Below are 25,438 nucleotides of genomic sequence, written 5' to 3' on the forward strand. Positions count from 1 at the left end.
CGGGGCCGCCCAGCCCCCTTGCCCCGGTCCACCCCTTACCACCTGCGCATTTACTTTCGCAATACTTGTCTTTGCCAACTTTTTATGCCGCGTCGACCGTTTTTGTTTGCCTGTAGCAACTAACTGATCCTATGGTTGCCCTAAGCAACGAATCGGGAGGTGCGCATGGCCGAGAGGGCGCAGTACGAGGAGCTGATCCGCCAGTTCAGCGCCTTCGGTGCCGTGAAGCGGGAGATGGGACGGCTGCTGCCGTCCGACTGTCCCGGCGGGTCCGTCGCCGTACTGACGCTGCTCGGCCGCCACGGGGACATGCGCATGAGCAAGCTCGCGGAGCTGCTCGCGGTCGACATGTCGGTCACCAGCCGCCACGTCGCCCACGGCGCCGAGCGGGGCTGGATCGAACGTCTTCCCGACCCCGCGGACAAGCGCTCGCGCATCCTGCGGCTGACGCCCGTCGGGCAGGACCAGCTCGACGAGATCGCCGAGCGGTCCACCCAGCTGCTCTCCCACCGCCTGAGCGACTGGTCCGACGACGAGGTCGGCCAGCTCTCCCGGCTCATGGCCCGCCTCAGGGCCAGCTTCGACGACTGCCGGGCCCCCGCGGCCCGGCCTCCCGCACTGTCCGGGGACGAACAGTCCACCCGTACACCCGCGATCACCATCAAGTAAAGGAAGTCCATGGCAACGACCACACCAGCCGGTGTGCGGGCTCATGCCAAGCACGGGGGAGGCTCCACCGGAGACGCTCCGATGACGCACCGGCAGATCATGGAGGCATTGTCCGGGCTGCTGCTCGGCATGTTCTGCGCGATCCTGTCCTCGACCATCGTCACCAACGCCCTGCCCGAGATCATCGGTGACCTCGGCGGCGGCCAGAGCGCCTACACCTGGGTCGTCACCGCCTCGCTGCTGACGATGACCGCCTCCACCCCCCTGTGGGGCAAGCTCGCGGACCTGTTCAGCAAGAAGGCCCTGGTCCAGATAGCCCTGATCGTCTACGTCATCGGCTCCGTCGTGGCCGGTCTGGCGCAGAACCCCGCGATGCTGATCACCGCGCGGGCCATCCAGGGCTTGGGCGCCGGCGGTCTGTCCGCCCTGGCGCAGATCATCATGGCCGCGATGATCTCCCCGCGTGAGCGCGGGCGCTACTCCGGCTACCTCGGCGCCACGTTCGCCGTCGCCACCGTCGGCGGTCCGCTGCTCGGCGGCGTCATCACCGACACCAGCTGGCTCGGCTGGCGCTGGTGCCTCTACGTCGGCGTGCCCTTCGCGATCCTCGCGCTGATCGTGCTGCAGAAGACGCTGCACCTGCCGGTGCTCAAGCGGAAGGTCAAGGTCGACTGGGCCGGCGCCTTCTTCGTCACCGCGGCCGTCTGCCTGCTGCTCGTCTGGGTCACCTTCGCCGACGACAAGTACTCCTGGATGTCGTGGCAGACCGGTGCCATGGTCGGCGGCGCCGTCGTGCTGACGCTGCTCTTCCTCCTCGTCGAGTCGAAGGCCAGCGAGCCGATCATCCCGCTGCGCCTGTTCAAGAACCGCACCATCACCCTGGCCTCGCTGGCCTCGCTGTTCGTCGGTATCGCGATGTTCGCGGGCACCGTCTACTTCAGCCAGTACTTCCAGCTGGCCCGGGACAAGTCCCCGACCATGTCGGGCGTCATGACGATCCCGATGATCGGCGGTCTGTTCATCTCGTCCACGGTCTCCGGTCAGATCATCACCAAGACCGGCAAGTGGAAGGGCTGGCTGCTGGCCGGCGGCGTGCTACTGACCGCGGGTCTGGGCCTGCTCGGCACCATGCGCTACGACACCCCCTACTGGCACATCGGCATCTTCATGGCGCTGATGGGTCTCGGCGTCGGCATGATGATGCAGAACCTGGTGCTCTGCACGCAGAACCAGGTGGACCCGAGCGACCTGGGTGCCGCCTCCTCCACGGTCACCTTCTTCCGGTCCCTCGGTGGCGCGGTGGGCGTCTCGGTGCTCGGCTCCGTGATGTCGACCCGGATCAGCCACTACGCCTCGGACACCATCGGCTCGCTCAGCCCGCAGGAGCAGGCGGCGGCGGCCAAGGCGTCCGGCGGCGGCTCGATCCCCGACATGGACCTGCTGCCCCCCGGTATCCGTGAATGGCTGGAGAGCGCCTACGGGCACGGCATCGCGGACATCTTCCTGATCGTCGCCCCGATCGCCCTGCTCGCCTTCCTGGTGACGCTGTTCATCAAGGAGGTCCCGCTGCGCACCAAGGGCGCCCTCGCCCAGGCGTCGGAGTCCTCGGCCGAGTCCGCGCCGCCGGTGGCGGGCATCCCCGCCGAGGCCGTCCGCGTCGCCGACGAGCCGGTTCCGGCCGCTGCGATGGCGACCGCGTCGGCCACGCCGTCCGGTGCTCCCGCCGCCTCGGCGGTCTCGGACACCTCGGCCGCCCCGGCCACCACACAGCGGCTGGCCGCCGTCGCCACGACGAGCGGCTCCGGTGAACCGCAGGCGCCCGTCTCCGGCGGCATCGCGGTGCGCGGCTTCGTCCGCGGCGCCGAGTCCGCACCGGTCCCGCAGGCCGCGGTCACGCTGATCTCGCTGGCCGGCCGCCAGCTCGGCCGGTCCGTCGCCCAGGCCGACGGCTCCTACGCCGTCGACGCCCCGAGCGCCGGGTCGTACGTGCTGATCGCCTCCGCCGACGGCTTCCAGCCGCAGGCCTCCACGATCGTCGTCAACGACGAGCCGGTCGCCTACGACGTCCTGCTCAGCGGCACCAGCGGGCTCACCGGCCTGGTCCGTGCCGTGGAGAGCGGGCTGCCGGTCAAGGACGCCATGGTGATCGTCACCGACGTGCGCGGGGACCTGCTGGCCAGCGCCGCCACCGGTGAGCAGGGCGAGTTCTCCTTCACCGAGCTGGTGCCGGGCCCGGTGACCGTCGCGGTCAACGCCGCCGGCTACCGGCCCCGTGCCCTGCCGCTGGAGGTGGGCGGCACCGGCGTCACCCGCGTCGAGGTCGACCTCCAGGCCGGGGCCCAGGTCCAGGGCGTCGTGCGGGCACCGCACGGTCCGCTCGCCGACGCCCGGGTCACCCTGGTGGACGCGGCGGGCAACGTGATCGGCACGGCCACCACCGGGACGGACGGGGCGTACGCCTTCACCGACCTGGACGCCGGTGAGTACACCGTCATCGCGACCGGCTACCCGCCGGTGGCCACCGCCCTGACGGTCGCCGGACCCGGTGCCGACGGTCACGACATCGAGCTCGCCCACCCCGGCGAGTAGCAGAACCCCGGCCCGTGGTGGCGTGCGCGCTCTGAGCGGAGGTGCGCCCGCCCACCACGGGCCGGTTTCTTTACGACCACTTTCTGAGCCTTTGCAGGGAGAAAACGGGATGGGACTGACCGCGAGGATCCGAACGCGGGACGGATGGGCCGTGTCGCACGCGGTCGTCACGGTGACCGACATGACCGGCACGCAGGTGCTGCGCGCCGAGGCGGACACCGAGGGGGCCGTGCGGGACACCACCGCACTGACGCCGGGGGCGTACACCGTCATCGTCACCGCGGTCGGCTACGCACCGGCCGCCTCCAGCGCGATCGTCACCGCGAGCGGCCGGGCCGAGGTCGGCACGGTGACACTGGCCCGCCAGGGCGGCACCGAACTGCCGCCACCGGGGCCGTGGACGGTCGACCCGGCGCACTCCGGTGTCGCCGCCGTCGCCCAGCACCTGGGCATCTCCAGCGTGCGCGGCCGCTTCACCGACTTCGCCGCCACCGTCGAGATCGCGCCGGACGACGTCACCAAGTCCCGGGTGGAGGCGGTGATCCGGGCGGCCTCGATCGACACCGGCAACGGCATGCGCGACACCCACCTGCGCTCGGCCGACTTCCTGGACGTCGAGCGCTACCCGGAGATCACCTACCGCTCCACCGGGGTGAGCGAGGCCGGCCCGGACCGCTGGACCGTCCACGGCGAGCTGGGCCTGCACGGGGTCGTCCGCGAGGTCGACCTGGACCTGGCCTACCTCGGCACCGGCGCCGACCCCTGGGGCGGCACCCGGGCGGCCTTCCGGGCGACGACGGAACTGCACCGCGAGGACTTCGCCATGAACTACAACCAGGTCGTCCAGGCCGGCATCGCCGCCATCGGCACGACGCTCAGGGTCGAGCTGGACATCCAGGCGGTCCAGGGGGAGTCACTGCCCGCGGTGTGACGCACCGCCGGACGCCCGGGCCACCACCTGGGCGCACAGGTCCCGGAGCTTGACGTTCCGGTCCTGTGAGGCCCGGCGCAGCCGCTCCATGGCCCGGTGGGCGTCGATACGCTCCCGGGCCATCAGCATGCCGACCGCCTGGTCTATGACGCTGCGGGAGAGCAGGGCGGTGCGCACGTCGGCCGCCGAGGCCCCTTCCCGCTCGATGCGCAGGGCCTCGTTCACCGCGTCCGCGGCCCGCTCCGCGAAGGCGCGGGCCACGTCCAGTTCCTGGGCCAGGGAGTCGGGTTCGAGGCCGTAGAGGTTGAGCGCGGCGCCCGTCTCGCCCTCGACGGGCAGCGGCAGTGCCAGCACACAGCGCACGCCGGTGGCCAGCGCGTACTCCGTGTACGCGGGCCAGCGGGTCTCGGCCGCCAGGTCCGGGGAGTACCGCGCGCTCCCCGTCTCGGCGGCGTCCACGCAGGGGCCCGAGCCGTTCTCGTACTGGCGCAGGTCCAGGCCGCTGGGCAGGCCGGTACTGCCCGCCAGCGTCATCAGCCGGTCGGCGCGGCGCACCGTGACCGAGCAGGCGTCGGCGCCCGGCACCTGCTGGACCGCCCGGTCGGTCAGGTCGCGCAGCAGGGTGTCCAGGCCCTGGGTGCGGGCGAGGGCGTGGTCAAGCGGCTGCGTGCTCGGGTCCGGGTCCGTGGTCTGCGGGGTCATGACCGTACGGATGTCCCCTCACCGTTCGGTCACACCTCGTCCACCGGAGGCGGAGTTCGCGTCGACGATGCGGCGGGCCAGGTCGCGCAGCTTCACGTTCTCCCGCTGCGAGGCCTTCACCAGGGAGTCGAAGGCACCGGCCGCGTCGATGTCCAGCCGCTCCATCAGGATGCCGGTGGCCTGGCCGATCAGGTCCCGGGTGCGCATCGCCTCGGTGAGCTGCTCGCGCACGGTCGCCGAGTCCAGGGCGAGGGAGACGTGCGCGACGAACAGCCGCCCGACTCGGGTGGCGTCGTCGTCGAAGGCCTGCGGCTTGCGGGCGTAGGCGGTCAGCACGGTCAGGCGGCGCCGGTCGGCGCGCAGCCGCAGGGACAGCGCCGAACGCAGGCCGAGCCCGGACAGGGCGCCGCCGCCGTCCGCCTCGCTGTCGTCCGTGCGCACCACGGGCGTGGTCCACAGGCGCTCCCAGTCCCGGTGCGGCGTGTGGCCGCCCTGCCGGGGCTCGGCGGCGAAGCGCACGGTCTCGTCGGTCCAGGCCAGGGTGCGCAGCCGGCCGCCGCGCTGGATCTCCGAGATGCCCGCGTGCTCGGCGTCGGGCAGCAGGCGTACCGCCAGTGAGACGGCGGTGTTCATGGTGTCGTCGGGGGTGCCCGTCCCGTGCAGGTGCTGAGCCGCCGCGGTCAGTGCCTCGGCCAGCTCGAAGCCCACCGGAAAACGCGGCAAATCAGTAAATTCGGACGCAGCCACCACGAACCTCTTCGGCAAGCGCGGCCTCACGGCCGTGCGCAGGAGAGCTCCGCAGCACATTCCCGACTGCGAGCACAGGACGAACAGCACTTTAGCTGCTCGGTTGCGTGCCGGTGACGCTCGGTCGGCGGACCGGGCGGACGGACGGACGGTGCGCCTTCCGCGCCGCCCCGCGGCATGGTGGAATGGGGAGCGGGTCAGGAAGCGGCCCGGCCGGAAGCCCGACGGACGTCTGTCAGGTGAGTGCTGTGACCTTCCCTCCCCAGTCCTGCGAACCGTGTGAGCCCTGTGATCCGCCCGGGTGCGCCGTACTCGCGATGCCCAGCGAGATCGACTTCTGCAACGCCTCGGGGCTGCTGCCGCTGATCACGACCGCCGTGGAGCAGCGCTCCGACGGACTGCGCCTGCTCGTCCTGGACCTCTCCGCGACCCGTTTCATGGACTCCCAGGGGGTCCGTCTGATCGCCGCCGTGCGCCACCGGCTGCCCGACGGGGCCCTGCTGCGCGTGGTGGCCGTCCCGAAGGGCGTGCCCAGCCGCGTCCTGGAACTCTCCGGACTCCGCCGCGACGTGCCGGTCCACGACAACCTCGCGGAGGCGCTGCGCACGGAGTGCGGGACGGCGCCCTAGGCTGGCGGCATGGCACCGAACATCGCGACGAACACCCGTGTCTCCCTGGCCGAGTTGCTGGACTTCGTACGCCCCCGGCACCGGGCGATCCTGTTGACCCGGCGGGCCGACGGCAGCCCGCAGGGGTCGCCGCTGACCTGCGGGGTCGACGACTCCGGCCGGATCGTCGTCTCGACCTACCCCGAGCGGGCCAAGACCCGCAACGCGCGTCGTGACCCGCGGGTCAGCCTCATCGTGCTCAGCGACGAGTGGAACGGCCCGTGGGTCCAGGTCGACGGCACCGCGGAGGTCGTCGACGCGCCCGACTCCGTGGAGCCGCTCGTGGAGTACTTCCGCAACATCTCCGGCGAGCACCCCGACTGGGACGAGTACCGGCAGGCCATGGTCGAGCAGGGCAAGTCCATCATCCGGGTGACGCCGGAGAAGTGGGGACCGGTGGCGACGGGCGGCTTCCCGGCGCGGCTGGCGGCGGACGACTGAGGGGGCCCTCGGCCGGGGCGCGTGAGGGCCCTTCGCCGGGGCGTGCGACCGGCGCCCGGTCAGCCCCGTTCGACCATGGCGTCGATGCCCGCGACGAGCAGGTCGAGGGCGAACTCGAAGTCCCGGTCCAGCATCTCCGCGACGGTGTCGCCGCCCCGGGCCGCCATGATGTCCTGGGCGTCCTCGATGACGCCCGCGGTGTCCGGCAGCTCGGTCGCCGCGCTCATCGAGTCCTGGTAGTACTCCTCGGGGCTCAGCCCGGTGTCCGCCACCCGGGCGAGGAAGCGGCCCTCGATGGTGCCGTAGCCGTAGACGAACTGGAAGACGGCGGAGATGGCGCCGGTCAGGCGGTGCGCGGGCAGCCCGCTGCGGCGCACGACGTTCTGCACCGACCGGGAGAACGCCAGCGAGTGCGGCCCGATGTTGAGGTAGGTGCCGACCAGCCGGGACGTCCAGGGGTGGCGCACCAGCAGCGCCCGGTTCTCCCGGGCCAGCGCACGCAGCTCCTCGCGCCAGTCGAGGCCGGCGTCCGGGTCCGGGTGGCGCAGCTCGCCGAAGACGGCGTCCAGGGCGAGTTCGAGCAGCTGGTCCTTGGTGTCCACGTACCAGTACACGGACATCGCGGTGACGTTCAGCTCGGCGGCCAGGCGGCGCATGGAGAACCCGGTCAGGCCCTCGGCGTCCAGCAGCCGGACGGTGACCCCGGTGATCCTGTCCCGGTCGAGCCCGGACGGCTGGCCCCCACGGCGCCCACTGCGCCGCCCCTCCCCCGACAGCCACACACTGTCCCGCGGCCCCTCCCGCCCTGCCTTCGTCATGCGCACCTCTCCTCGACTCATCACACGCCGGTCGGCGAAGCGCCCCTTGAGGGACGCGAGGGACCGCGCGAGCGACCACGGACCACCCGCAGCCGCGTCGCGAGCAGGCCACCCGAGCCGTCAGGCGCTCACAACCCCCGAGTCTGCCCGTTCCGCCCTGCGCAACAACACCGCCGCCACCACCCCGCCGAGCAACACCGCCACCGCGCCCACCAACTGGCTGCTCCCCACCCCGGAGGAGAACGCGTCCAGCACCCGCCCCCGCTCGCCCTCATCCTCCGCCGAAGCCAGCGCCGCGGGCAGCGACGTCGCCGATACGGGGGCCAGTGCCGCGAACCGCGAGGTCAGCACGGCGCCCAGCACGGCCACGCCCAGGCCGTTGCCGAACTCCGCCAGCGTGCCGTTGACGCCCGCGCCCACTCCCGCCCTGGCCGGCGGGATCGCGCTCATCAGCGCGTGGGCCATGGCCGGGTTGCCGAGCGCGCACCCCACGCCGATCAGCAGCAGCCCCAGCAGCGGGCCGGCGTAGCCCTGCCCGGTCAGTGTGGCGATGGCCACCAGGCCCGCCGCCATCAGCATCATGCTCAGCAGCACCGCCACCGGCGTACCGAGCCTGGCCAGCCACTTCGCCGACACCCCGGAGAAGTTCAGCAGCACCACCGTCAGGGCCAGCGGCGCGGTCCGCAGCCCGGCCTCCAGCGGGCCGTACCCGAGGACGAACTGCAGGTGCTGGGTGAGCAGGAACAGCGCACCGCCCATGCCGAAGGCGATCAGCACGAGACCGGCCACCGCGCCGGTGAACCGCTGGTCGCGGAAGAAGGTGAGGTCGAGCATCGCGTACGGGACGCGGCTCTCCCAGTAGGCGAAGAGGGCGAGCACGCCCACGGCGACGGCGGCCGTGGCCAGGACCCGTCCCGACGCCCAGCCGTGCCCCGGGCCGGAGATGATCGCGTAGACCAGCGCGGCCATGCCGACCGTGGAGAGCAAGGCGCCGAGCAGGTCGGGCCGGTCGCCCTGCCGGTTCTTCGACTCCGGGACCAGGGCCACGACCGCGACCAGGCCGAGGGCCACCACCGGCAGGTTGATCAGGAAGATCGCGCCCCACCAGAAGTGGTCCAGCATGAACCCGCCGATCAGCGGCCCGCAGGCGAAGCCGAGCGCGCTGACCGCGCTCCAGATGCCGATGGCCTTCGCGTGCTCGGCGGGCGCGAAGATCTGCATGACCACGGCGAGCGTGGTGGTCAGCAGCAGGGCGCCGCCGATGCCCATGCCGGCCCGCGCCGCGATCAGCTGGCCGGTGGTGTCCGCGAGTCCGGCCGCCAGCGAGCCGATCCCGAACAGGGCGAGGCCGGTGGCCAGCATCTTCTTGCGGCCGTACCGGTCGGCCGCGCTGCCCGCGGTGAGCAGCAGACCGGACTGGACGAGCGAGTAGGCGTTGATCATCCACTGGATGTCGGAGGTGGCCGCGCCCAGCTCGTCGGTGAGCGAGGGGACGGCCACGTTCAGCACGGTGTTGTCCAGGACCACCGTGAGCTGGGCGAGGCTGATGACACCGAGGATCAGCCAGCGCTGCGGGTGGCCCTGGACCGGGGGTACGGTTCCCCGTTCCTTGGCGGATTCCTGGGGTGATGTCGTCATGTTGTACAGCGTATAGCGAGCCCTATACGCTGTACAACGGTGCCTCGTCCGGAGGGATTCAGTCCGTCGGTGAGGTGAGGTCGTAGAAGGTGGCCGAGCCGGCCGTGACCTCCTTGAAGTTGGCCTCGACCCACGAGGTGATCTGCGAGGCGGTGCCGGAGTCGCCGCCCATGCCGCCGCCCGCACCGCCGCCGATGAAGTAGTGGATCCGGCCGTCCGCCACGTACTGCTTGAACTGGGCCAGGGTCGGCGACGGGTCGGTGCCGTTGAAGCCGCCGATCGCCATCACGGGATCGCCGGTGCCGAGCTGGTAGCTCGCGGCGTTCTGGGAGCCGATCGCGGCGGCGGCCCAGGTGTACGCCTCGGCGTCGGCCTCCAGCAGCTTCTTCGCCTCGGAGCCGACTTCGGCGCCGTCGAGCAGGCCGCCCATGCCGCCGCCCGCACCCATGCGGCCGCCTTCGCCGGCCGGGGCGTTCGGCGTCCGGCCGTTCTGGCCGTTCGGCGTCTGGCCGTTCTGATTGGTGCCCCCGGCGCCCGGGGCGGTGCCGCCGCCGGGGAAGCCACCACCGGGACCGCCCTGGGCCTGCCCCTGGCCCTGACCGCGTGGGTTCCCGCCGCCCGGGAAGCCGCCGCCCCCGGGGCCGCCGCCACCGCCGGGGCCGCCGCCCCTGCTCGCGCCGGCCGGACCGGCCGTGACGATGGAGCCGCTGTGCCCCTCCCGCACGGTGCTGAGCGTGTACGCGGTGGGCGCGGCCAGCGACGCCACGAGGCCGAGCCCGGCCGCCGCGAGGGCGGTCCGCCGCCCCACCCGCCCGGCGAAGACCAGCCCGAGCGCGGCGACCAGGCCGCCGACCAGGACCGGCACCCTCAGCCAGGGGAGGTAGTCGGGCGTCCGGTCGAGCAGGACGTAGCCCCAGGCCGCGCTCGCCGTGACGGCGGCGGCGAGAGCGAGCGACGCCCAGGGGCGCTCGCGGCGTTCCCACAGGGTCGCGGCGCCCATGCCGATCACGGCCGCCAGGTACGGCGCGAGGGCCACCGTGTAGTACTGGTGGAAGATGCCGGCCATGTAGCTGAAGACGGCCGTGGTCATCAGCAGCGAGCCGCCCCAGACCAGGAGGGACGCGCGCGCGGTGTCCGTGCGGCCGGCGCGGCGCGTGGCGAGCAGGCCCGCGGCGAGCAGGACCAGGGCGGCCGGGAGCAGCCAGGAGATCTGGCCGCCGATCTCGGAGTTGAACATCCGGTCCCAGCCGGTCTCGCCCCACTGCCCGCCACCACCGCCCCCGCCCATGCCGCCGCCCCCGCCGCCGACACTGCCGGTCTCCTCGCCGTTGAGGCGCCCGAGGCCGTTGTAGCCGAAGGTCAGCTCCAGGAAGCTGTTGTTCTGCGACCCGCCGATGTACGGGCGCGACGAGGCCGGCCACAGCTCGACGACCGCGACCCACCAGCCGCCGGAGACGACGATCGCGGCGGTCGCCAGCGCGAGCTGCCCGAGGCGCTTCCTGAGCCGCACCGGCGCGCAGACCCCGTAGACGAGGGCGAGGGCGGGCAGGATCAGGAAGGCCTGGAGGGTCTTCGTCAGGAACGCGAAGCCGATCGCGACGCCCGCCCACACCAGCCACTTGGTCCGGCCGTCCTCCAGCGCCCGTACGACGAGGTAGCAGGCGGCGGACATCAGCAGGGCGAGCAGCGCGTCCGGGTTGTTGAACCGGAACATCAGCGCCGCGACCGGGGTGAGCGCGAGGACGGCGCCCGCGACGAGTCCGGCCGCGGGGCTGAACCGGCGGCGCACGGCCGCGTACACGACGGCGACCGTGCCCACCCCCATCAGCACCTCGGGGACGAGGACCGACCAGGAGGAGAGGCCGAAGACCCGCACCGCCAGCGCCATCGGCCACAGCGCGGCCGGGGGCTTGTCGACGGTGATGGCGTTGCCGGCGTCGAGCGAACCGAAGAAGTACGCCTTCCAGGACTGGCTGCCCGCCTGCACGGCCGCCGAGTAGAAGGAGTTGGCGTAGCCGGAGGCGCTCAGGTCGCAGAGGTAGAGGAGGGCGGTGGCCAGCAGGAGGCCGAGGAAGGCGGGGCGTACCCAGCGCGGGTCCTCGGGGCGGCCGCGCCACACCCGGCCGAGCCGGGACCGCCGGGGCTGCCGGTGGGCGGGCGACGGTCCCCCGCTCTCGTCGGCGGGGGCGCCGGTGCCGTCGGCGTGCGTGGCCGGGTCGTAGTGCGTCGTCATCGGGCGTCGCTCCAGGTGCGCTGCGGGTCCGGCAGGTGAGGTTCCGGGGAGGGGGCCGTGGGCGGTGTGTCGGGGAACACCCAGGCGCGGAAGAGCAGGAAGCGCAGCACGGTGGCCGCAAGGTTGGCGGCGATCAGCACCGCCAGCTCGGTGGAGTGGTCCGGGTCGGTCGTCGCCGCGCTCAGGGCGGCCAGCGAACCGCTGGTCAGCGCGAGTCCGATGCCGAAGACGACCAGCCCCTGCGCCTGGTGCCGCACGGCGCCGCCCCGGCCCCGCACCCCGAAGGTCAGCCGCCGGTTGGCGGCGGTGTTGGCGACCGCCGAGACCAGCAGCGCGAGCGCGTTGGCGAGCTGGGAGCCGGTGAAGTGGCGGAAGCCGCTGTAGAGGAGCAGGTAGAAGAGGGTGGACAGGACGCCGACGACGCAGAAGCCGACGAGTTGCCGGGCCAGCCCCTGCGGTACGCCGGTCAGGTCGCGGTCGCGCGGGTCGTCGCCGAAGGGGCGGGCCAGCCGGTCCAGCGGCAGCGACCCGGTGGCCAGGGCCTTGCCGACCCGCCACACGCCCTTGAGGTCCTCGGTCGCCGTCCGCACGATGTGCACGGTGGAGTCCGGGTCGTCGACCCAGTCGACCGGCACCTCGTGGATCCGGCACCCGGCGCGCTCGGCGAGTACCAGCATCTCGGTGTCGAAGAACCAGCCGGTGTCCTCCACCAGCGGCAGCAGCACCTGGGCCACGTCCCGGCGGATCGCCTTGAAGCCGCACTGGGCGTCGGAGAAGCGGGCCTGGAGGGAGCCGCGCAGGATGAGGTTGTAGCCGCGGGAGATGAACTCCCGCTTGGCGCCGCGCACCACCCGCGAGCTGCGGGCGAGCCGGGAGCCGATCGCGAGGTCCGAATGACCGGAGATCAGCGGGGCCACCAGCGGCAGCAGCGCGTTCAGGTCGGTGGAGAGGTCCACGTCCATGTAGGCGAGGACCGGTGCGTCCGAGGCCGACCAGACGGAGCGCAGGGCCCGGCCCCGCCCCTTCTGCTCCAGCCGGACGGACCTGACGGCGGCGAGGTCGGCCGTCAGGCGGGCGGCGACGAGCGGGGTGCCGTCCGTGGAGGCGTTGTCCGCCACCGTGATGCGGAAGGCGTACGGGAAGGTCCGGGTGAGGTGTTCGTGCAGTCTCCGGACGCACGGCCCGAGGTCTTCCTCCTCGTTGTAGACGGGGACCACTACGTCCAGGACAGGCGTACCGGCTCCTGCGGCCGGGAGGTGCTCCCGCGCCGGCAGGGAGCCGGGAGAAGAGTCGGTTCGCATGGGACCGACTCTTCTCAACTCCCCTGTCGCACCCGTGTGGTGGGACTGTGCTGCGCCTGTGAGTGCGCTCGCCGGTCCGGCCGGTCGTGGACCGCGGGGAGGGACCGGTCGTGGACCGCGGGGAGGGACCGGTCGTGGACCGCGGGGAGATACACGGTGAAGACCGTCCGGCCCGGCGCGCTGTCGGCCGTCACGCCACCGCCGTGCGCGGTTGTCACGGCCTGCACGATGGCGAGTCCGAGGCCCGTCGAGCCGGTCGCGCGGGACCGCGCGGAGTCCCCGCGGGCGAACCGTTCGAAGACGCGCGGCAGCAACTCGGCGGGGATGCCCGGCCCGTTGTCCACCACGTCCACGCAGAGCCAGGTCCCGTCGCGTCGCACGCGCGCCGTGACGGTGGTGCCCGGCGGAGTGTGGTTGCGGGCGTTGCCCAGCAGGTTGACCAGCACCTGCTGGAGCCGGGCCGGGTCCGCCGACACCAGGGCCGGTTCGTCGGGCAGGTCGAGCCGCCAGGTGTGGTCGAGACCGGCCGCGCGGGCGTCGCTGACGGTATCCACGACGAGTGGTACGAGGTCGGTGCGCCCGAACTCCAGCGGCCGTCCGGCGTCCAGGCGGGCGAGCAGCAGCAGGTCCTCGACCAGCAGGGTCATGCGGCCGGCCTCGGACTCGATGCGGCCCAGCGCGTGCCGGGTGTCGGGGCCGACCTGTTCGCGTCCCCGGCGGGTGAGTTCGGCGTAGCCGCGGATGGAGGCGAGGGGGGTGCGCAGTTCGTGGCTGGCGTCGGCGACGAACTGCCGTACCCGCGTCTCGCTCTGCTGCCGGGCGTGCAGGGCTCCGTGGACGTGGTCCAGCAGCCGGTTGAGCGCGGAGCCGACCCGGCCGACCTCGGTGTGCGGGTCGCACTCGGACTCCGGGACCCGTTCGTCGAGGTTCACCTCGCCCGCGTGCAGCGGGAGTTCGGAGACCCGGCCGGCGGTGGCGGCCACCCGGCGCAGGGGGCGGGTGGCGACGCCGACGATGACGGCTCCGGCGAGGGAGGCGGCGACGAGACCGGCGGCGGTGACGCTGGCCTCCACGAGGATCAGGGTGTTGATCGTCTCGGTGACGTCGGAGGTGGGCAGGGCGGCGTAGTAGCCGTCGTGGTACTCGACGCGGTAGTCGCCGAGGCCGGGGATCCCGACGGTGTGCGCCCCGCCGTCCCGGGGGACGGCGGCGAGCGCGGTGCGCTGGGCCTCGTCGAGGGAGACCGGCGTCGTCCTGCTGGGGTCCGTGCTCTCGTCGTCCTTCTTGCCGTACTTGGCGTCGACGACGGCACCGTTCCGCGTCTCGGCGACGATCGTGTCGCGCGGCTGCGGTCCGCCGTGCGTGACGAACTCGCCGAGGTCCATCCGCTGCTTCACCCCGCCGCCGGGGCCCGGTTGGCCCGGCGGCCCGAAGCCGGACACCCGCCTTACGACCTCGCCCACCTGCCCGTCCAGCTGCTCGTACAGGTGCGAGCGCAGCGCCACCGTCGTCACCGTGCCGATCACCGCGCAGACCACCGCGATCAGTGCCACGGACGCGACGACGAGCCGCGTCCGCAGGGTACGCGGCCGCGGTCGTCGCCTGCGGCTCATGACACCGCGGGCTTGATCAGGTATCCGGCGCCGCGCCGGGTGTGGATCATCGGCTCGCGCCCCGCGTCGATCTTCCGGCGCAGGTAGGAGATGTACAGCTCCACGACGTTGGCCTGGCCGCCGAAGTCGTAGGACCACACGCGGTCCAGGATCTGCGCCTTGCTCAGCACCCGTCGCGGGTTGCGCATCAGGAAGCGCAGCAGTTCGAACTCGGTGGCGGTGAGGTGGATGCCGTCGCCGCCGCGGGTGACCTCGTGGCTGTCCTCGTCGAGGGTGAGGTCGCCGACGACGAGGACGGAGTCGGAGCGCCGGTCGGCGGCACCGGAGCGGCGGATCAGTCCGCGCAGCCGGGCGACGACCTCCTCCAGGCTGAACGGCTTGGTGACGTAGTCGTCCCCGCCCGCGGTCAGCCCGGCGATCCGGTCCTCGACGGCGTCCTTGGCGGTCAGGAACAGCACCGGCACGTCCGGCAGGTCGCGGCGCAGCCGCCCCAGCACGCTCAGTCCGTCCATGTCGGGCAGCATCATGTCCAGGACGACGGCGTCGGGCCGGAAGTCGCGGGCGGTCTGGACGGCGCCGTGGCCGTCTCCGGCGCTGCGGATCTGCCAGCCCTCGTAGCGCAGGGCCATGGACAGCAGTTCGGTGATGGACTGCTCGTCGTCCACGACAAGCACCCGGACGGGGCTCCCGTCCGGCCTCAGCAGTTCGGTGCGCCCCTGGGGCGAGATCGTGGTCATGGCGGACACCATGTCGGGGCGCTCTGAGAGGGCCCTTTCCCCAAGCTGTGATTTCTCTGAGAAACCCGCGGGCGCGTCCCGGGACGGCCCTTCAGGCCTCGCCGGTCAGCCCCTCGGCCGTGAGGGTGAGGTGGCGGACCAGTACCTCGGCCGCGGTGTCGGCGTCGCGGGCCAGCGCCGCCTCCTCCAGCCTGCGGTGCTCCTCGACGCCGTCCCGGCCGGGATTGCGGTGCGTCGACCAGCGGCGGGCCAGTTCGCTCGCCGTCCACAGTCGGTCGAAGGTCTCCAGCAGGACGGGGTTGCCGCAGCCCTCCATCAGGGCGCGGTGGAAGAGCCGGTGCGCCTCGGACCACGCCTCGCTGTAGTACTCGCCCTCCTCCGGCGTGTACGCGGGCGTGCGGGACAGCCGGTGGTGGGCGGCGCGCACCCGGGCCTCCCAGTCGACGTCGCCGCGCTCGACGGACATGCGCAGCAGGACCGGCTCGATGGTGCGGCGGGCCTCCGCGATCTCCTGCCAGCGGCGGTCGGAGTAGGCCGGGACGGCGAAGCCGCGGTTGGGCAGCCGGTCGGCGAGCCCGTCGCCGACCACCCGGACGAGGGCCTCGCGCACCACGGCGAGGCTCACGCCCTGCTCCTTGGCGAGGTCCTGCGGCTTGAGGGCGGTGCCGGGGGCGTGGTCGCCGCGCATGATCGCGTCCCGCAGGTGTGCGTAGACCTGCTCGGAGAGCATCCGCTTCCCCGTCGGCGGGGGCGAGGTGGGGCCGGTCTGAGTCATGGGAAGCAGCATAGACGATCTCTTGAATAATCGATTATCAGTGTTATGGTCGATCGCAGTGGCCGCCACGGCCGCCCGCACCGCACACGGCCCGGCACGGCCCACAGGGCCGGCCCGCCCGAAAGGAAAACGACGCGATGAGCCCCAACAACCCGTTCGCCCGCCTCCCCGAGGCGGCCTCCTTCACCCTCACCAGCACCACCGTCACCGACGGTGCCCCCTGGCCGGACGCCCAGCACTCCTCCGGCGTCCCCGGCGGCAAGGACCTCTCCCCGCAGCTGTCGTGGAGCGGCGCGCCGGAAGGCACCAGGAGCTACGCCGTCACCGTCTACGACCCCGACGCCCCCACCGGGTCCGGGTTCTGGCACTGGGCCGTCGCCGACATCCCCGCCACCGTCACCGAACTGCCCGAGGGCGCCGGCGACGACACCGGCTCGGGCCTGCCCGAGGGCGCCTTCCAGCTCCCCAACGACGCCCGCGCCGCCCGCTACATCGGCGCCGCCCCGCCGGCCGGGCACGGCCCGCACCGCTACTTCGTCGTGGTGCACGCCCTCGACGTCGAGTCCATCGGCGTCCCGGCCGACGCCACCCCCGCCCTCCTCGGCTTCACCCTGGCCGGGCACATCCTCGGCCGCGCGGTCCTGACCGCCACCGCCGAGACCCCGGCCTGACCCACCCCGTGTCCAGGCTCATCGACACCACGGAGATGTACCTCCGCACCGTCCTGGAACTGGAGGAGGAGGGCGTGGTCCCGCTGCGCGCCCGCATCGCCGAGCACCTGGACCAGAGCGGCCCCACCGTGAGCCAGACCGTCGCCCGCATGGAACGCGACGGGCTGCTGCGGATCGCCGCCGACCGGCACCTGGAGCTGACCGACACGGGCAGACGGCTGGCGACGCGCGTGATGCGCAAGCACCGGCTCGCGGAGTGCCTGCTGGTCGACGTGATCGGCCTGGAGTGGGAGCAGGTGCACGCCGAGGCGTGCCGCTGGGAGCACGTGATGAGCGAGGCCGTCGAACACCGCCTCCTGCGCCTGCTGCGGCACCCGACCGAGTCGCCCTACGGCAATCCGATCCCGGGCCTGGCGGAACTGGGCGGCAGGGACACCGCGGTCCCGCACCCCGCCGGGAGCACGGTCAGCCTGAGTGACCTGCGCCCCGGTCCGGACGGCGCGAGCGCGGTCGTCCGGCGCATCGGGGAGCCGGTCCAGACCGACCGCGGGATGCTGTCCGCCCTGCGGCGGGCCGGGGTGCGGCCGGGCGCGGTCGTGAGCGTCACGGCGTGGCCCGGCGGCGTGGCGGTCGGCAGCGGCGACCGGACCGCCCGGCTCCCGGCGCGGACCGCCGCGCACGTCTTCGTCGCCCCGCTCTGAGCCCGCACCTCAGCTCCGCCGGCCCTCCTGGCCCTCCTGGCCCCGCTGGTTCCCCGGCAGCCCGAAGAGCCGGGCCGCGTTGTCGTGGCACACCCCGCGCAGCCACTCGTCCCCCAGCTCCAGCCGCTCCAGGGCGTGCAGCTGGTGCAGGTAGGGATACGGGATGTTGGGGAAGTCGGTGCCGAGCAGGACGCGGTCGCCCAGGTCCGCCAGCCGGGGCAGCGCACGGCGCGGGAAGGGCGCGAGGCGCTCACTGAAGTCGGTGAACGCCATGGTCGTGTCCAGCCGCACCTCCCCGTACCGCTCGGCGAGGTCCAGGAAGTCCTCGTACTCGGGCATCCCGAGGTGCGCGGCGACCAGCCGCAGCCGGGGGTGCCGCGCCAGCACCCGCGCGATCGGTTCGGGCCCCGTGTGCTTGCCGGGCGCCGGGCCCGAACCGCAGTGCACGACGACCGGGACCCCCGCCTCGGCGAGCACGCCCCACGCCGGGTCGAGCAGCTCGTCGGCCGGGTCGTAGGCCCCCACCTGCACATGTGCCTTGAAGACCCGCGCCCCGGCCTCGACGGCCCGGCGGACGTACGCCTCGACGCCCGGCTCGGGGAAGAGGGTGGAGGTGTGCAGGCAGTCGGGGGTGCGGCGGGCGAAGTCCACCGCCCAGTCGTTCAGCCACTGGGCCATGCCCGCCTTGTGCGGGTAGAGCATCGCGGTGAAGGCCCGCACCCCGAACGCGCGCAGCAGCTCCGCGCGTTCGTCCTCCTGGTGCCGGTAGGTGATCGGCCACTCGACCCCGCCGGTCAGCGGCCCGAGGGCGTCGAAGTAGGCCCAGACCTTGCGCAGCACCCGCTCGGGCATGAAGTGCGTGTGCACGTCGATCAGCCCGGGCAGCCCGAGCCCCTCCCAGAACCGGCGGACCTGCCTCACCTCGTGATCACTCATGCGGCCACGATGGCGCCCCGCGCTCCCCTGAACAAGGGGGCGAGGGGGCGAGGGAACGCCCGGGAGACGAGGTCAGAACAGGCCGTCCTGTACTCCGGCCGCTCTTCTGAGCTCCCGCAGGGGCACGGCGCACGGCTCGCCGCCGGCGGCCAGCAGCTCCCACCCCGTCATCAGCCGGGTGTCGAGCACGACGACCCCGCGCTCCGTCGCCAGATGCAGATCCGGCCCGGCGGCGGCCACCAGCTCACCCCCGATCGCCCCGCCCGCCACCAGCTCGGCCACCTCCGCCACGGCGGCCGGCCCGCACTCCGCCCCCGTGATCCCGAAGACACCGGCGTGGTCGACGCCCCGGAACGGCTCCGGCGTCAGCGCCTCCGGCCAGCCGCCGAGCGCCGCCGCCCGCGCGTGCAGCCCGGCGATCTCGGCCGTCCGCTCCGCCTCCGACTCGGGCAGCGCGGCCCGCACCGCGCGCTTGTGGGCGTACGGGATGCGGTCGGGCACGCCCAGCGCCGCCCGCAGCAGCTCCTCGGTGCGGCGCGCGGCCATCAGCGGCCCGCGGCCCAGCCAGCTGAAACACACGGCCCCCTGCTCGAGGAGCCGGGCGGAACCCCGTTCGTATGCGGTGATCCCCACTTTGACGAGGCCCGGACCGAACCACGCCAGATAGACGCGGTACGGCCGCGGATCGTCCGCCATGGTGTCGGCGGCCACGGAGTGGGCCCGGTCCAGCCGGGCGCACTCCTCGCACCGCGCCCCCGTACTCCGCCCCGGCACGCCGGCCCGCACCGGGCACGCGTTCCCCCGTGCTCCCCTACACGTCCGCACACCCCCCTCGGCGACCGCGAAGGCCACCCGCTTCCCCCGGGCCAGCACACTGCGCCGACCCCCGACCCACGTCAGCACGGGACCGTCCGCCGCCCACCGCAGCCCCGCGCACTTCCATGCCTGTGCCATCCCCACCGACAGTAGAGGGCACCACTGACAACGGCCGGTGACCGGAGCCCACGACGACGTCCGGGCGGGCACTCACTCATGGTGAGCGCCCGCCCGGACGTACCGTATGACCATGGCAGAAAGTGAACCGATGTGCCCCGAGCGTCTGCTCATGGAGCACGTCACCAGCCGCTGGGGCACCCTGGCCCTGATCGCTCTGCTCGACCGCCCCTACCGCTTCAGCGAACTGCGCCGGGAGATCGGCTCGGTCAGCGAGAAGATGCTGGCCCAGACCCTGCGGACACTGGAGCGGGACGGCCTGGTCGACCGCGACGCCAAGCCCGTGATCCCGCCCCGCGTGGACTACTCCCTCACCGACCTCGGCCGCGAGGCCGCCGAACAGGTCCGGGACCTCGCGCGCTGGACGGAGCGCCGGACGGCGGCGGTCGAGCGGGCCCGGGGGGCGTACGACGCGGACCAGGCGTGACGCGCCGCCGCCCCCGACGGCGTCACGACTCCAGGAGATGCTTCACGACTTCAGGAGATGCTTCACGACTTCAGGACCGCCTTCATGACTTCAGGACCGCCTTCATGACGCTCTTGGCGATGGGCGCGCCGAGCCCGCCACCGGAGATGTCCCCGCGGGAGATGTCCATGTCGGTCGGGTCGATGAACACGGCCACCGCGACGGAGGACCCGTCGTCCTTCTTGCCGTAGGACACGAACCAGCCGTACGGCACCTCGTCGTTCACGTTGACACCGCGCTGCGCGGTACCGGTCTTGCCGCCGACCGTGACACCGTCGATCTGGGCGCGGCGGGCGCTGCCCTCCTTGGCGGTGAACTCCATCATCTCCTGGACCTTCTGCGCGGTCTCGGCGGAGACCGCCTCGCTCATCACCGCGGGCTCGGTCTTCTCCAGGGTGTCGAGGTCCGGGCCCTTGACCTCGTCGACGACGTAGGGCTGCATCACCTTTCCGTCGTTGGCGATCCCGGCGGTGACCATGGCCATCTGCATCGGCGTACTGGTGAGGCTGCCCTGTCCCATGCCGGTGAGCGCGGTGCCGGGCTTGTCGAGGTCCTCGGGGTAGAGGCTCTTGCTGGCGAGCAGGTCGCCGAAGTCGTCGGAGTAGACGTCCTCGTTGAAGCCGAACTTCTCGGCCGTCTCGCGCATCTTGTCCTGCCCCAGCTTGGAGGCGGCGTCGAGGAAGACGTTGTTGCAGGAGTGCTGCATGGCGGTCTTCATCGATGCCTTGTTGCAGACCGCGTCACCGGCCTCACTGCCGATCTTGTTGGTGGACTGCGGCAGCGGATACGGGGAGACGGCGTCCGTGCGGGCGTCGACGTCGCTGACGATCCCGTGCTCCAGCGCGGCGGCGGCGGTGAGGATCTTGAAGGTGGAGCCCGGCGGGTAGGTCTCCCGCAGCGCGCGGTTGGCCAGCGGCTTGTTCTTCTTCTTGTCCAGCGCCACGAAGCGGTCGGACTCCTTGAAGGTGCTGCCCGCGAACGCGGACGGGTCGTAGGAGGGCGCCGAGACCAGCGCCAGCACCTTCCCGGTCTGCGGGTCGAGCGCGACCACGGCCCCCCGGGCGCCCTTCAGATCGGTCAGCCCGTCCCAGGCGGCCTTCTGCGCCTTCGGGTCGATGGTGGTGACCACCGAGCCGGCCCGCCGCCCCTCACCGCTGACCACGTCGGCGAACCGCTGGAAGGCCAGCCGGTCGTCCTTGCCGGTGAGGATGCCGTCGTAGGTCTTCTCCAGCAGCGTCATGCCCTGGGCCTGCGAGGCGTATCCGGTCACCGGCGCGTACATCGGCCCGTCGACGTAGGTGCGCTTGTACTTGAGGTCGGTGGTCTCGGTTTCCTTGGAGCCGGTGACGGCCCGGCCGCCGACGATGATGTCGCCGCGCGGGGTGGCGAACTGCTCGATCTGCACCCGCCGGTTGTCGGTGTCGGAGGCCAGCTCCGGGGCCCGGACGTACTGCAGCCAGTTCGCGCGGATCAGCAGGCCGAGCACCAGCAGACCGCAGAAGATCGCCACGGCCCTCAGCGGCTTGTTCACCGTCGGCCTCCGTCGAGGCTCGTCCGGTCGGATATGAAGACTGGTCCTCTCAACATGCGCTCACCCTAGACAAAGTTGCGCACCGTCATCACGTCCGGTCGCCCGTGACCGCCGTGTCGCCCGACTCCCGTCGCCCGTGGCCGCCGAGTCCCGGCGGCGGCAATCCGTCGGAACCTGTCACTCCTGCCCCTGGGACCTGCCCCGCGCCCTGCATAGCGTGCCCGCATGAACCTTGCCGGCCTCCTTCCCTACGTCATGCCGATCGGCATCGGCCTCCTTGTCGTCCTGTTGCTCTCCCTCGTCCCGGACCGACACCGGCGGCCCCTGAACGCCCTCGGGATCGCCGGGGCCGGGGGCGTCTACTTCTCGGGCGGCGGACTGGACGGCTGGGAGCTCCCGTTCGGCGCGCTCATGTTGTACGTCGCCTACCGGGGCCTCACGTCCTGGACGTTCATCGGCATCGGCTGGCTGCTGCACACGGCGTGGGACGTCGTCCACCACCTGAAGGGCAACCCGATCCTCCCCTTCGCCCACGACTCGTCCCTGGGCTGCGCGATCTGCGACCCGGTCATCGCCCTGTGGTGCCTGCGCGGCGGCCCGTCCCTGCGCGAACTCCTCCCGGGCCGTCGCGCTCCCCAGGAGCGGATGGTCACCTGACGGGCCCGGTCTCACCAGATGGGTCGCCGAGTCCTCACGGCTGGCTGCAGTCGCGATACCTAAGGATCGCGGTGATCCTGTCAGTGAGGCGTGGCTGGCGTCGCAGCGGCGTCGTGCGTCGGTGACCGTGCTGTACAGGAAGGTGGCGACCATGGCAGCGATACCGAGCGAGACACGGCGAGGGCATGGCGGGCCGGGGGACAGCGGACGGCTCAGCGGCGCGTCCCTCTTCGCCGGCGCCCTGATGATGCTCAGCGGCCCGCTCAGCATTCTCATGGGCGCATCAGGCATCGCAAGAGACAACTTGTTCGCCGCCTCCCAGTACTCCTACCGGTTCGACCTGACCTCTTGGGGCTGGATCCACATCGTGGTCGGGCTGGCACTCGTCATTGTCGGCATGGGTGTCGTGACGAACAAGAGCTGGGGGCGCGGGGCCGGTGCCGCGATGGCAGGCATCAGCCTGATCACCCAGTTCATGTTCGTCCCCTATTACCCGCTGTGGGCCATCCCCATGATGGCACTGGACCTCTTCATCATCTTTGCCCTCACCAGATTCCCTGCCGGAACCGACGGCAGTGGGTGAAGCGCCTCAGAAGAGCTGCCGTACGGCCGTGAAACGACAAAGGCCCCGGATCACTCCGGGGCCTTTGACCTGTGTGCACTCGGCAGGATTCGAACCTGCAACCTTCTGATCCGTAGTCAGATGCTCTATCCGTTAAGCTACGAGTGCTTGTCTTTTCAGTTTTACCGCCGCTCCCGGCCCTTCCGGCCCGCTCGCGGCGACAGGAAGAACATTACATGACTGCCGCCGTCATGTGAAATCCATTGGCCGTACCCCTTGTGACCTGCGCAAACGCCATCTGAGGCCGGCCTGCAACACCGAAGCCCCGGCCGTGTGGGCCGGGGCTTCGGTGATCGGTGCGGAGGCGGAGGGATTTGAACCCTCGATGGGCTTTAAGACCCAAACCGCATTAGCAGTGCGGCGCCATAGACCGGACTAGGCGACGCCTCCAGACAACATCACCACCTCGCGTGCGAGCGCGAGTGGCGCGTGCCGATGATGACACAGTTGAGCGCGCTGTCACCAATCGGCCCCTACGGTACTAGGCGGGCGGGCCGCAGGGCAAAGCCCTTACGGCGTAGTCCACGGCCGGTCGCGCAACGTCCGGGCGGCCCGCGCGTTGGTCAGGTCATGTTCCAGGTCACCCGCACCCCCGCCGCCCGCCTTCTCGGCGCCGCCGCCCTGTCCGCCGCCGCCCTCGCCTCCGTCTGCGCCGCGCACCCGGCCGCGGCCGCCGGTCCCGGCGCTCCGGACGGTGACCACCTCACGGTCACCGTCCGCGACGCCGGCGCGGGCGTCGACGGCACGTACGAGCTGTACTGCCACCCCGCCGGCGGCGACCACCCCCACGCCGAGGACGCCTGTTCCGTCGTCGACGGCGACACCCGGTGGGGCCGGGAGGTCTTCGCACCGGTGCCCGAGGGCAGCGTCTGCACCATGCAGTACGGCGGCCCCGCCACCGCACACGTCACCGGCACCTGGGCCGGGCGTCCCGTCGACGCGACGTACGACCGCCGCGACGGCTGCGAGATCTCCCGCTGGGACCGCATGGTGCCGCTGCTGCCCGAGATCGGGGCCCCGGCCCGGTCGTAGGCGCGGGACGAGGGCATGGGCGTGGGCGTGGGCTTGTGGCCTCGGACGACGGGTCCGGACGGGCACCGGTCACACGTTCTACGTCACTTCCTCGTGCGACCTCCGTCCCATCCCACGCCGCCCGGCGGGCCCCAACCCTTAGACTCCCTCGCGTGACACGCTGCGGGCACGATTGGCAGGATGGCCCAGGCGGTCGGCAAGTGCGGTAACAGGAGGGAAGCGTCTCGTGAGCAGCAGGCCATCCCGAGGCACTGCTCGCCTCGCAGCCATACTGGACGCGCTGCCGGACGCGTTGGTCCTGGTCAACGCCAACGGCACCGTGGTCAACGCGAACACCATCGCGCTGGAGGCGTTCGAGACGCCGGGCACCGCGCTGGTCGGGCGGGGACTGCTTGATCTGCTGCCGCAGTTCGACTCGCGCCTCATCCCCGGCTCCATGCGGCGCCCCGACCACATCGATCCGCGGGCGCGCACCAAGCCGACGCGGATGGTCGCCCGGCGCACCGACGGCTCCGAGTTCCCCGTCGAGGTCACCAGCGCCAACCTGGAGACCGGCCAGCAGGCCTACGACACCTACGGCTACACCGGCGACGAGCTGCTGATGCTGGTCGTCCGCGACCTCTCCGGCACCGTCGACACCGAGGCCGAGCTGGCCCGTTCGCAGCGGCAGACCGAGATGATCCTGCGGGCCGCCTCCGAGGGCGTCGTGGGCACCGACACCGACGGGCGGATCGTCCTCGTCAACCCGGCCGCCGCCCAGATCCTGGGCTACCGCGCCGGTGAACTGGGCGGCCGGGAGCTGCACACCCTCGTCCTGCACTCGCGCGCCGACGGCTCGCCCTTCCCGTACGACGAGTCCCCGCTCGCCGACACGCTGCGTTCCGGGCGCAAGCACCGGGTGCGCGGGCAGGTGCTGTTCGCCAAGAGCGGGGACCAGCTGCCGGTCGACCTGACGACCGCACCCGTGCGCGACGGCGACCAGCTCGTCGGCGCCGTGATGACCTTCACCGACCGGCGCCCCTACGACGCGCTGGTCAAGGAGCACGAGGAGGCGGAGCAGCGGCACGCCGAGGAGCTGGAGCGGCTCGCCGAGGAGCACGCCTCCGAGCTGACCGCCCTGCGTCAGCGGCACGTCGCCGAACTGGAGGAGCTGCGGGAGAAGCACGCGGAGGAGATCGCCGCGGACGCCGACCGCTACGCCGCCCTCGGTGAGCGGGAGAAGGACCGGTACGAGGCGATCGCCGGACGGCACGAGCAGCTGCTCACCCTGCTCGGCGACTCCCTGCGCGGCCCCCTCGACGAGCTGCGCCGGGAGCTGGCCGCGCTGGCGTCGGACGACGCCGGGCAGTTGTGGCCCGAGGCCAACCAGGTACTGCACCACCTGTCCGCCGGCTACTCGCGCATCACCACCCTCATCGACAACGTCCTCGGCTACCAGCGCCTCGACGTCGGCAACGAACAGGTCGCCCGTACGAAGGTGATGCTCGACGCCGTCGTCGCCGCGGGGGTCGACGGGGCCGTGGAGCTGATCGGGCCGGGGCGGGTCCAGTTCGCCGTGCACGCGCCGCCGATCGAGGCCGAGGTCGATCCCCGGCTGCTCGCCACCGCGCTCGCGCACCTCGTCGCGGACGTCGCGGGCGTCGACGCCACCGGCAACTCGCCCGTCTCGGCGACGGGCGGCTACCTGGACAACACCGTCGTGGTGGCCGCGGCGCAGCGGGGCGAGGTCGTACGCATCGAGGTGCGCGGGCCGTACGCCGGGGGAGACCCGGTGCACGAGCCGATCGTGCGCGGGATCGTGCGGGCCCACGGCGGCGTGCTGCAGACGCACGAGGTGCCGGGCATGAGCGGCAGCGCGTACGTGCTCGAGGTGCCGATCGGGGGCGGCGCGGGTGCCGTCGCGGGCCAGGGCGCCGAGCCGGTCCAGGTCGCCCCCGCCGCGCCGGACGCCGGGGCCGCCGCGGCCG

The 25,438-nt window shown here is 72.4% G+C and carries 24 protein-coding genes and 2 tRNA genes; 12 read left to right on the top strand and 14 right to left on the bottom strand.

Annotated features, from left to right (window positions below; all coding sequences use genetic code 11):
• The first annotated feature begins 165 nt into the window (after window positions 1-165).
• The 3 genes from BZZ08_RS28005 to BZZ08_RS28015 all read left to right on the top strand — a co-directional run bounded on the left by BZZ08_RS28005 (window position 166) and on the right by BZZ08_RS28015 (window position 4,189).
• Window positions 166-669, top strand: a complete 504-nt coding sequence (locus tag BZZ08_RS28005) for a MarR family winged helix-turn-helix transcriptional regulator (RefSeq protein WP_104635006.1) — start codon at window positions 166-168, stop codon at window positions 667-669.
• Between the two features lie 9 nt (window positions 670-678).
• On the top strand, window positions 679-3,258 hold the full coding sequence (locus BZZ08_RS28010; RefSeq protein WP_104635007.1) for an MFS transporter: 2,580 nt from the start codon (window positions 679-681) through the stop codon (window positions 3,256-3,258).
• Between the two features lie 109 nt (window positions 3,259-3,367).
• The gene (locus tag BZZ08_RS28015) at window positions 3,368-4,189 is read left to right on the top strand and encodes a YceI family protein (protein WP_104635008.1); all 822 of its coding nucleotides are present in this window, start codon (window positions 3,368-3,370) and stop codon (window positions 4,187-4,189) included.
• Here BZZ08_RS28015 and BZZ08_RS28020 read toward each other — a convergent pair.
• Together BZZ08_RS28020 and BZZ08_RS28025 are read right to left on the bottom strand one after the other, a co-directional pair.
• Window positions 4,172-4,891 carry a GAF and ANTAR domain-containing protein gene (locus BZZ08_RS28020; protein ID WP_104635009.1) on the bottom strand — a complete coding sequence of 240 codons (720 nt, stop codon included), beginning with the start codon at window positions 4,889-4,891 and terminating at the stop codon, window positions 4,172-4,174. The genes BZZ08_RS28015 and BZZ08_RS28020 overlap by 18 nt on opposite strands.
• Before the next feature lie 18 nt (window positions 4,892-4,909).
• Complete coding sequence (locus BZZ08_RS28025; protein WP_241965584.1) at window positions 4,910-5,614, bottom strand: ANTAR domain-containing protein; 705 nt, start codon at window positions 5,612-5,614, stop codon at window positions 4,910-4,912.
• A gap of 272 nt (window positions 5,615-5,886) precedes the next feature.
• Here BZZ08_RS28025 and BZZ08_RS28030 point away from each other — a divergent pair, with 272 nt between their 5' ends.
• Window positions 5,887-6,267 (top strand): STAS domain-containing protein, encoded by a 381-nt coding sequence (locus tag BZZ08_RS28030; protein WP_104635011.1) that lies wholly within the window; start codon window positions 5,887-5,889, stop codon window positions 6,265-6,267.
• 9 nt (window positions 6,268-6,276) lie between these two features.
• Window positions 6,277-6,747: a PPOX class F420-dependent oxidoreductase gene (locus BZZ08_RS28035; protein ID WP_104635012.1), complete on the top strand. Its 471-nt coding sequence runs from the start codon at window positions 6,277-6,279 to the stop codon at window positions 6,745-6,747.
• Between the two features lie 59 nt (window positions 6,748-6,806).
• Here BZZ08_RS28035 and BZZ08_RS28040 read toward each other — a convergent pair whose 3' ends face one another.
• The 7 genes from BZZ08_RS28040 to BZZ08_RS28070 all read right to left on the bottom strand — a co-directional run bounded on the left by BZZ08_RS28040 (window position 6,807) and on the right by BZZ08_RS28070 (window position 15,862).
• A complete protein-coding gene (locus tag BZZ08_RS28040) occupies window positions 6,807-7,565 on the bottom strand; it encodes a TetR/AcrR family transcriptional regulator (protein ID WP_104635013.1) in 759 nt (252 codons plus the stop codon).
• 120 nt (window positions 7,566-7,685) lie between these two features.
• Window positions 7,686-9,203 (bottom strand): MFS transporter, encoded by a 1,518-nt coding sequence (locus BZZ08_RS28045; protein WP_104635014.1) that lies wholly within the window; start codon window positions 9,201-9,203, stop codon window positions 7,686-7,688.
• Window positions 9,204-9,261: 58 nt separating this feature from the next.
• Window positions 9,262-11,436 (bottom strand): glycosyltransferase family 39 protein, encoded by a 2,175-nt coding sequence (locus BZZ08_RS28050; RefSeq protein ID WP_104635015.1) that lies wholly within the window; start codon window positions 11,434-11,436, stop codon window positions 9,262-9,264.
• On the bottom strand, window positions 11,433-12,737 hold the full coding sequence (locus BZZ08_RS28055; RefSeq protein ID WP_104635016.1) for a bifunctional glycosyltransferase family 2/GtrA family protein: 1,305 nt from the start codon (window positions 12,735-12,737) through the stop codon (window positions 11,433-11,435). Before BZZ08_RS28055 ends, BZZ08_RS28050 begins: the two co-directional genes overlap by 4 nt.
• A gap of 14 nt (window positions 12,738-12,751) precedes the next feature.
• Window positions 12,752-14,350: a sensor histidine kinase gene (locus BZZ08_RS28060; protein WP_104635017.1), complete on the bottom strand. Its 1,599-nt coding sequence runs from the start codon at window positions 14,348-14,350 to the stop codon at window positions 12,752-12,754.
• On the bottom strand, window positions 14,347-15,087 hold the full coding sequence (locus tag BZZ08_RS28065; RefSeq protein WP_198601728.1) for a response regulator transcription factor: 741 nt from the start codon (window positions 15,085-15,087) through the stop codon (window positions 14,347-14,349). The genes BZZ08_RS28060 and BZZ08_RS28065 overlap by 4 nt, the downstream gene beginning before the upstream one ends.
• A 91-nt stretch (window positions 15,088-15,178) precedes the next feature.
• On the bottom strand, window positions 15,179-15,862 hold the full coding sequence (locus tag BZZ08_RS28070; protein ID WP_104635028.1) for a GntR family transcriptional regulator: 684 nt from the start codon (window positions 15,860-15,862) through the stop codon (window positions 15,179-15,181).
• A gap of 137 nt (window positions 15,863-15,999) precedes the next feature.
• Between BZZ08_RS28070 and BZZ08_RS28075 the strand changes: the two genes are divergently transcribed.
• Window positions 16,000-16,533 (top strand): YbhB/YbcL family Raf kinase inhibitor-like protein, encoded by a 534-nt coding sequence (locus tag BZZ08_RS28075; RefSeq protein WP_104635019.1) that lies wholly within the window; start codon window positions 16,000-16,002, stop codon window positions 16,531-16,533.
• Between the two features lie 8 nt (window positions 16,534-16,541).
• Window positions 16,542-17,234 carry a metal-dependent transcriptional regulator gene (locus tag BZZ08_RS28080; protein ID WP_104635020.1) on the top strand — a complete coding sequence of 231 codons (693 nt, stop codon included), beginning with the start codon at window positions 16,542-16,544 and terminating at the stop codon, window positions 17,232-17,234.
• A 9-nt stretch (window positions 17,235-17,243) separates the two neighbouring features.
• On the opposite strand, the gene BZZ08_RS28085 is transcribed toward BZZ08_RS28080, so the two are convergent.
• Window positions 17,244-18,170 carry an amidohydrolase family protein gene (locus tag BZZ08_RS28085; RefSeq protein ID WP_104635021.1) on the bottom strand — a complete coding sequence of 309 codons (927 nt, stop codon included), beginning with the start codon at window positions 18,168-18,170 and terminating at the stop codon, window positions 17,244-17,246.
• A gap of 72 nt (window positions 18,171-18,242) precedes the next feature.
• Window positions 18,243-19,124 carry a DUF2797 domain-containing protein gene (locus BZZ08_RS28090; protein WP_104635022.1) on the bottom strand — a complete coding sequence of 294 codons (882 nt, stop codon included), beginning with the start codon at window positions 19,122-19,124 and terminating at the stop codon, window positions 18,243-18,245.
• A gap of 106 nt (window positions 19,125-19,230) precedes the next feature.
• Here BZZ08_RS28090 and BZZ08_RS28095 point away from each other — a divergent pair, with 106 nt between their 5' ends.
• Window positions 19,231-19,590, top strand: coding sequence for a winged helix-turn-helix transcriptional regulator (locus BZZ08_RS28095; protein ID WP_104635023.1), 360 nt, complete (start codon window positions 19,231-19,233; stop codon window positions 19,588-19,590).
• An 82-nt stretch (window positions 19,591-19,672) separates the two neighbouring features.
• Here the strand turns inward: BZZ08_RS28095 and BZZ08_RS28100 are convergent, their stop codons facing one another.
• On the bottom strand, window positions 19,673-21,160 hold the full coding sequence (locus tag BZZ08_RS28100) for a peptidoglycan D,D-transpeptidase FtsI family protein (RefSeq protein ID WP_104635024.1): 1,488 nt from the start codon (window positions 21,158-21,160) through the stop codon (window positions 19,673-19,675).
• 225 nt (window positions 21,161-21,385) lie between these two features.
• Between BZZ08_RS28100 and BZZ08_RS28105 the strand changes: the two genes are divergently transcribed.
• A complete protein-coding gene (locus BZZ08_RS28105; protein ID WP_104635025.1) occupies window positions 21,386-21,817 on the top strand; it encodes a DUF6010 family protein in 432 nt (143 codons plus the stop codon).
• 151 nt (window positions 21,818-21,968) lie between these two features.
• Window positions 21,969-22,400, top strand: coding sequence for a DUF7144 family membrane protein (locus BZZ08_RS28110; RefSeq protein ID WP_241965585.1), 432 nt, complete (start codon window positions 21,969-21,971; stop codon window positions 22,398-22,400).
• Between the two features lie 74 nt (window positions 22,401-22,474).
• Here BZZ08_RS28110 and BZZ08_RS28115 read toward each other — a convergent pair.
• Both BZZ08_RS28115 and BZZ08_RS28120 read right to left on the bottom strand, forming a co-directional pair.
• Window positions 22,475-22,547 (bottom strand) — tRNA-Arg (locus tag BZZ08_RS28115).
• 191 nt (window positions 22,548-22,738) lie between these two features.
• Window positions 22,739-22,829 (bottom strand) — tRNA-Ser (locus BZZ08_RS28120).
• Between the two features lie 180 nt (window positions 22,830-23,009).
• On the opposite strand from BZZ08_RS28120, the gene BZZ08_RS28125 reads away from it, so the two are divergent.
• Window positions 23,010-23,471, top strand: a complete 462-nt coding sequence (locus BZZ08_RS28125) for an SSI family serine proteinase inhibitor (protein ID WP_104635026.1) — start codon at window positions 23,010-23,012, stop codon at window positions 23,469-23,471.
• Between the two features lie 226 nt (window positions 23,472-23,697).
• The coding region (locus tag BZZ08_RS28130) for a PAS domain-containing protein (protein WP_133169229.1) at window positions 23,698-25,438 on the top strand (1,741 nt) is incomplete at its 3' end.

It is taken from the genome of Streptomyces sp. MH60 (assembly GCF_002939385.1).
Classification (GTDB): domain Bacteria; phylum Actinomycetota; class Actinomycetes; order Streptomycetales; family Streptomycetaceae; genus Streptomyces.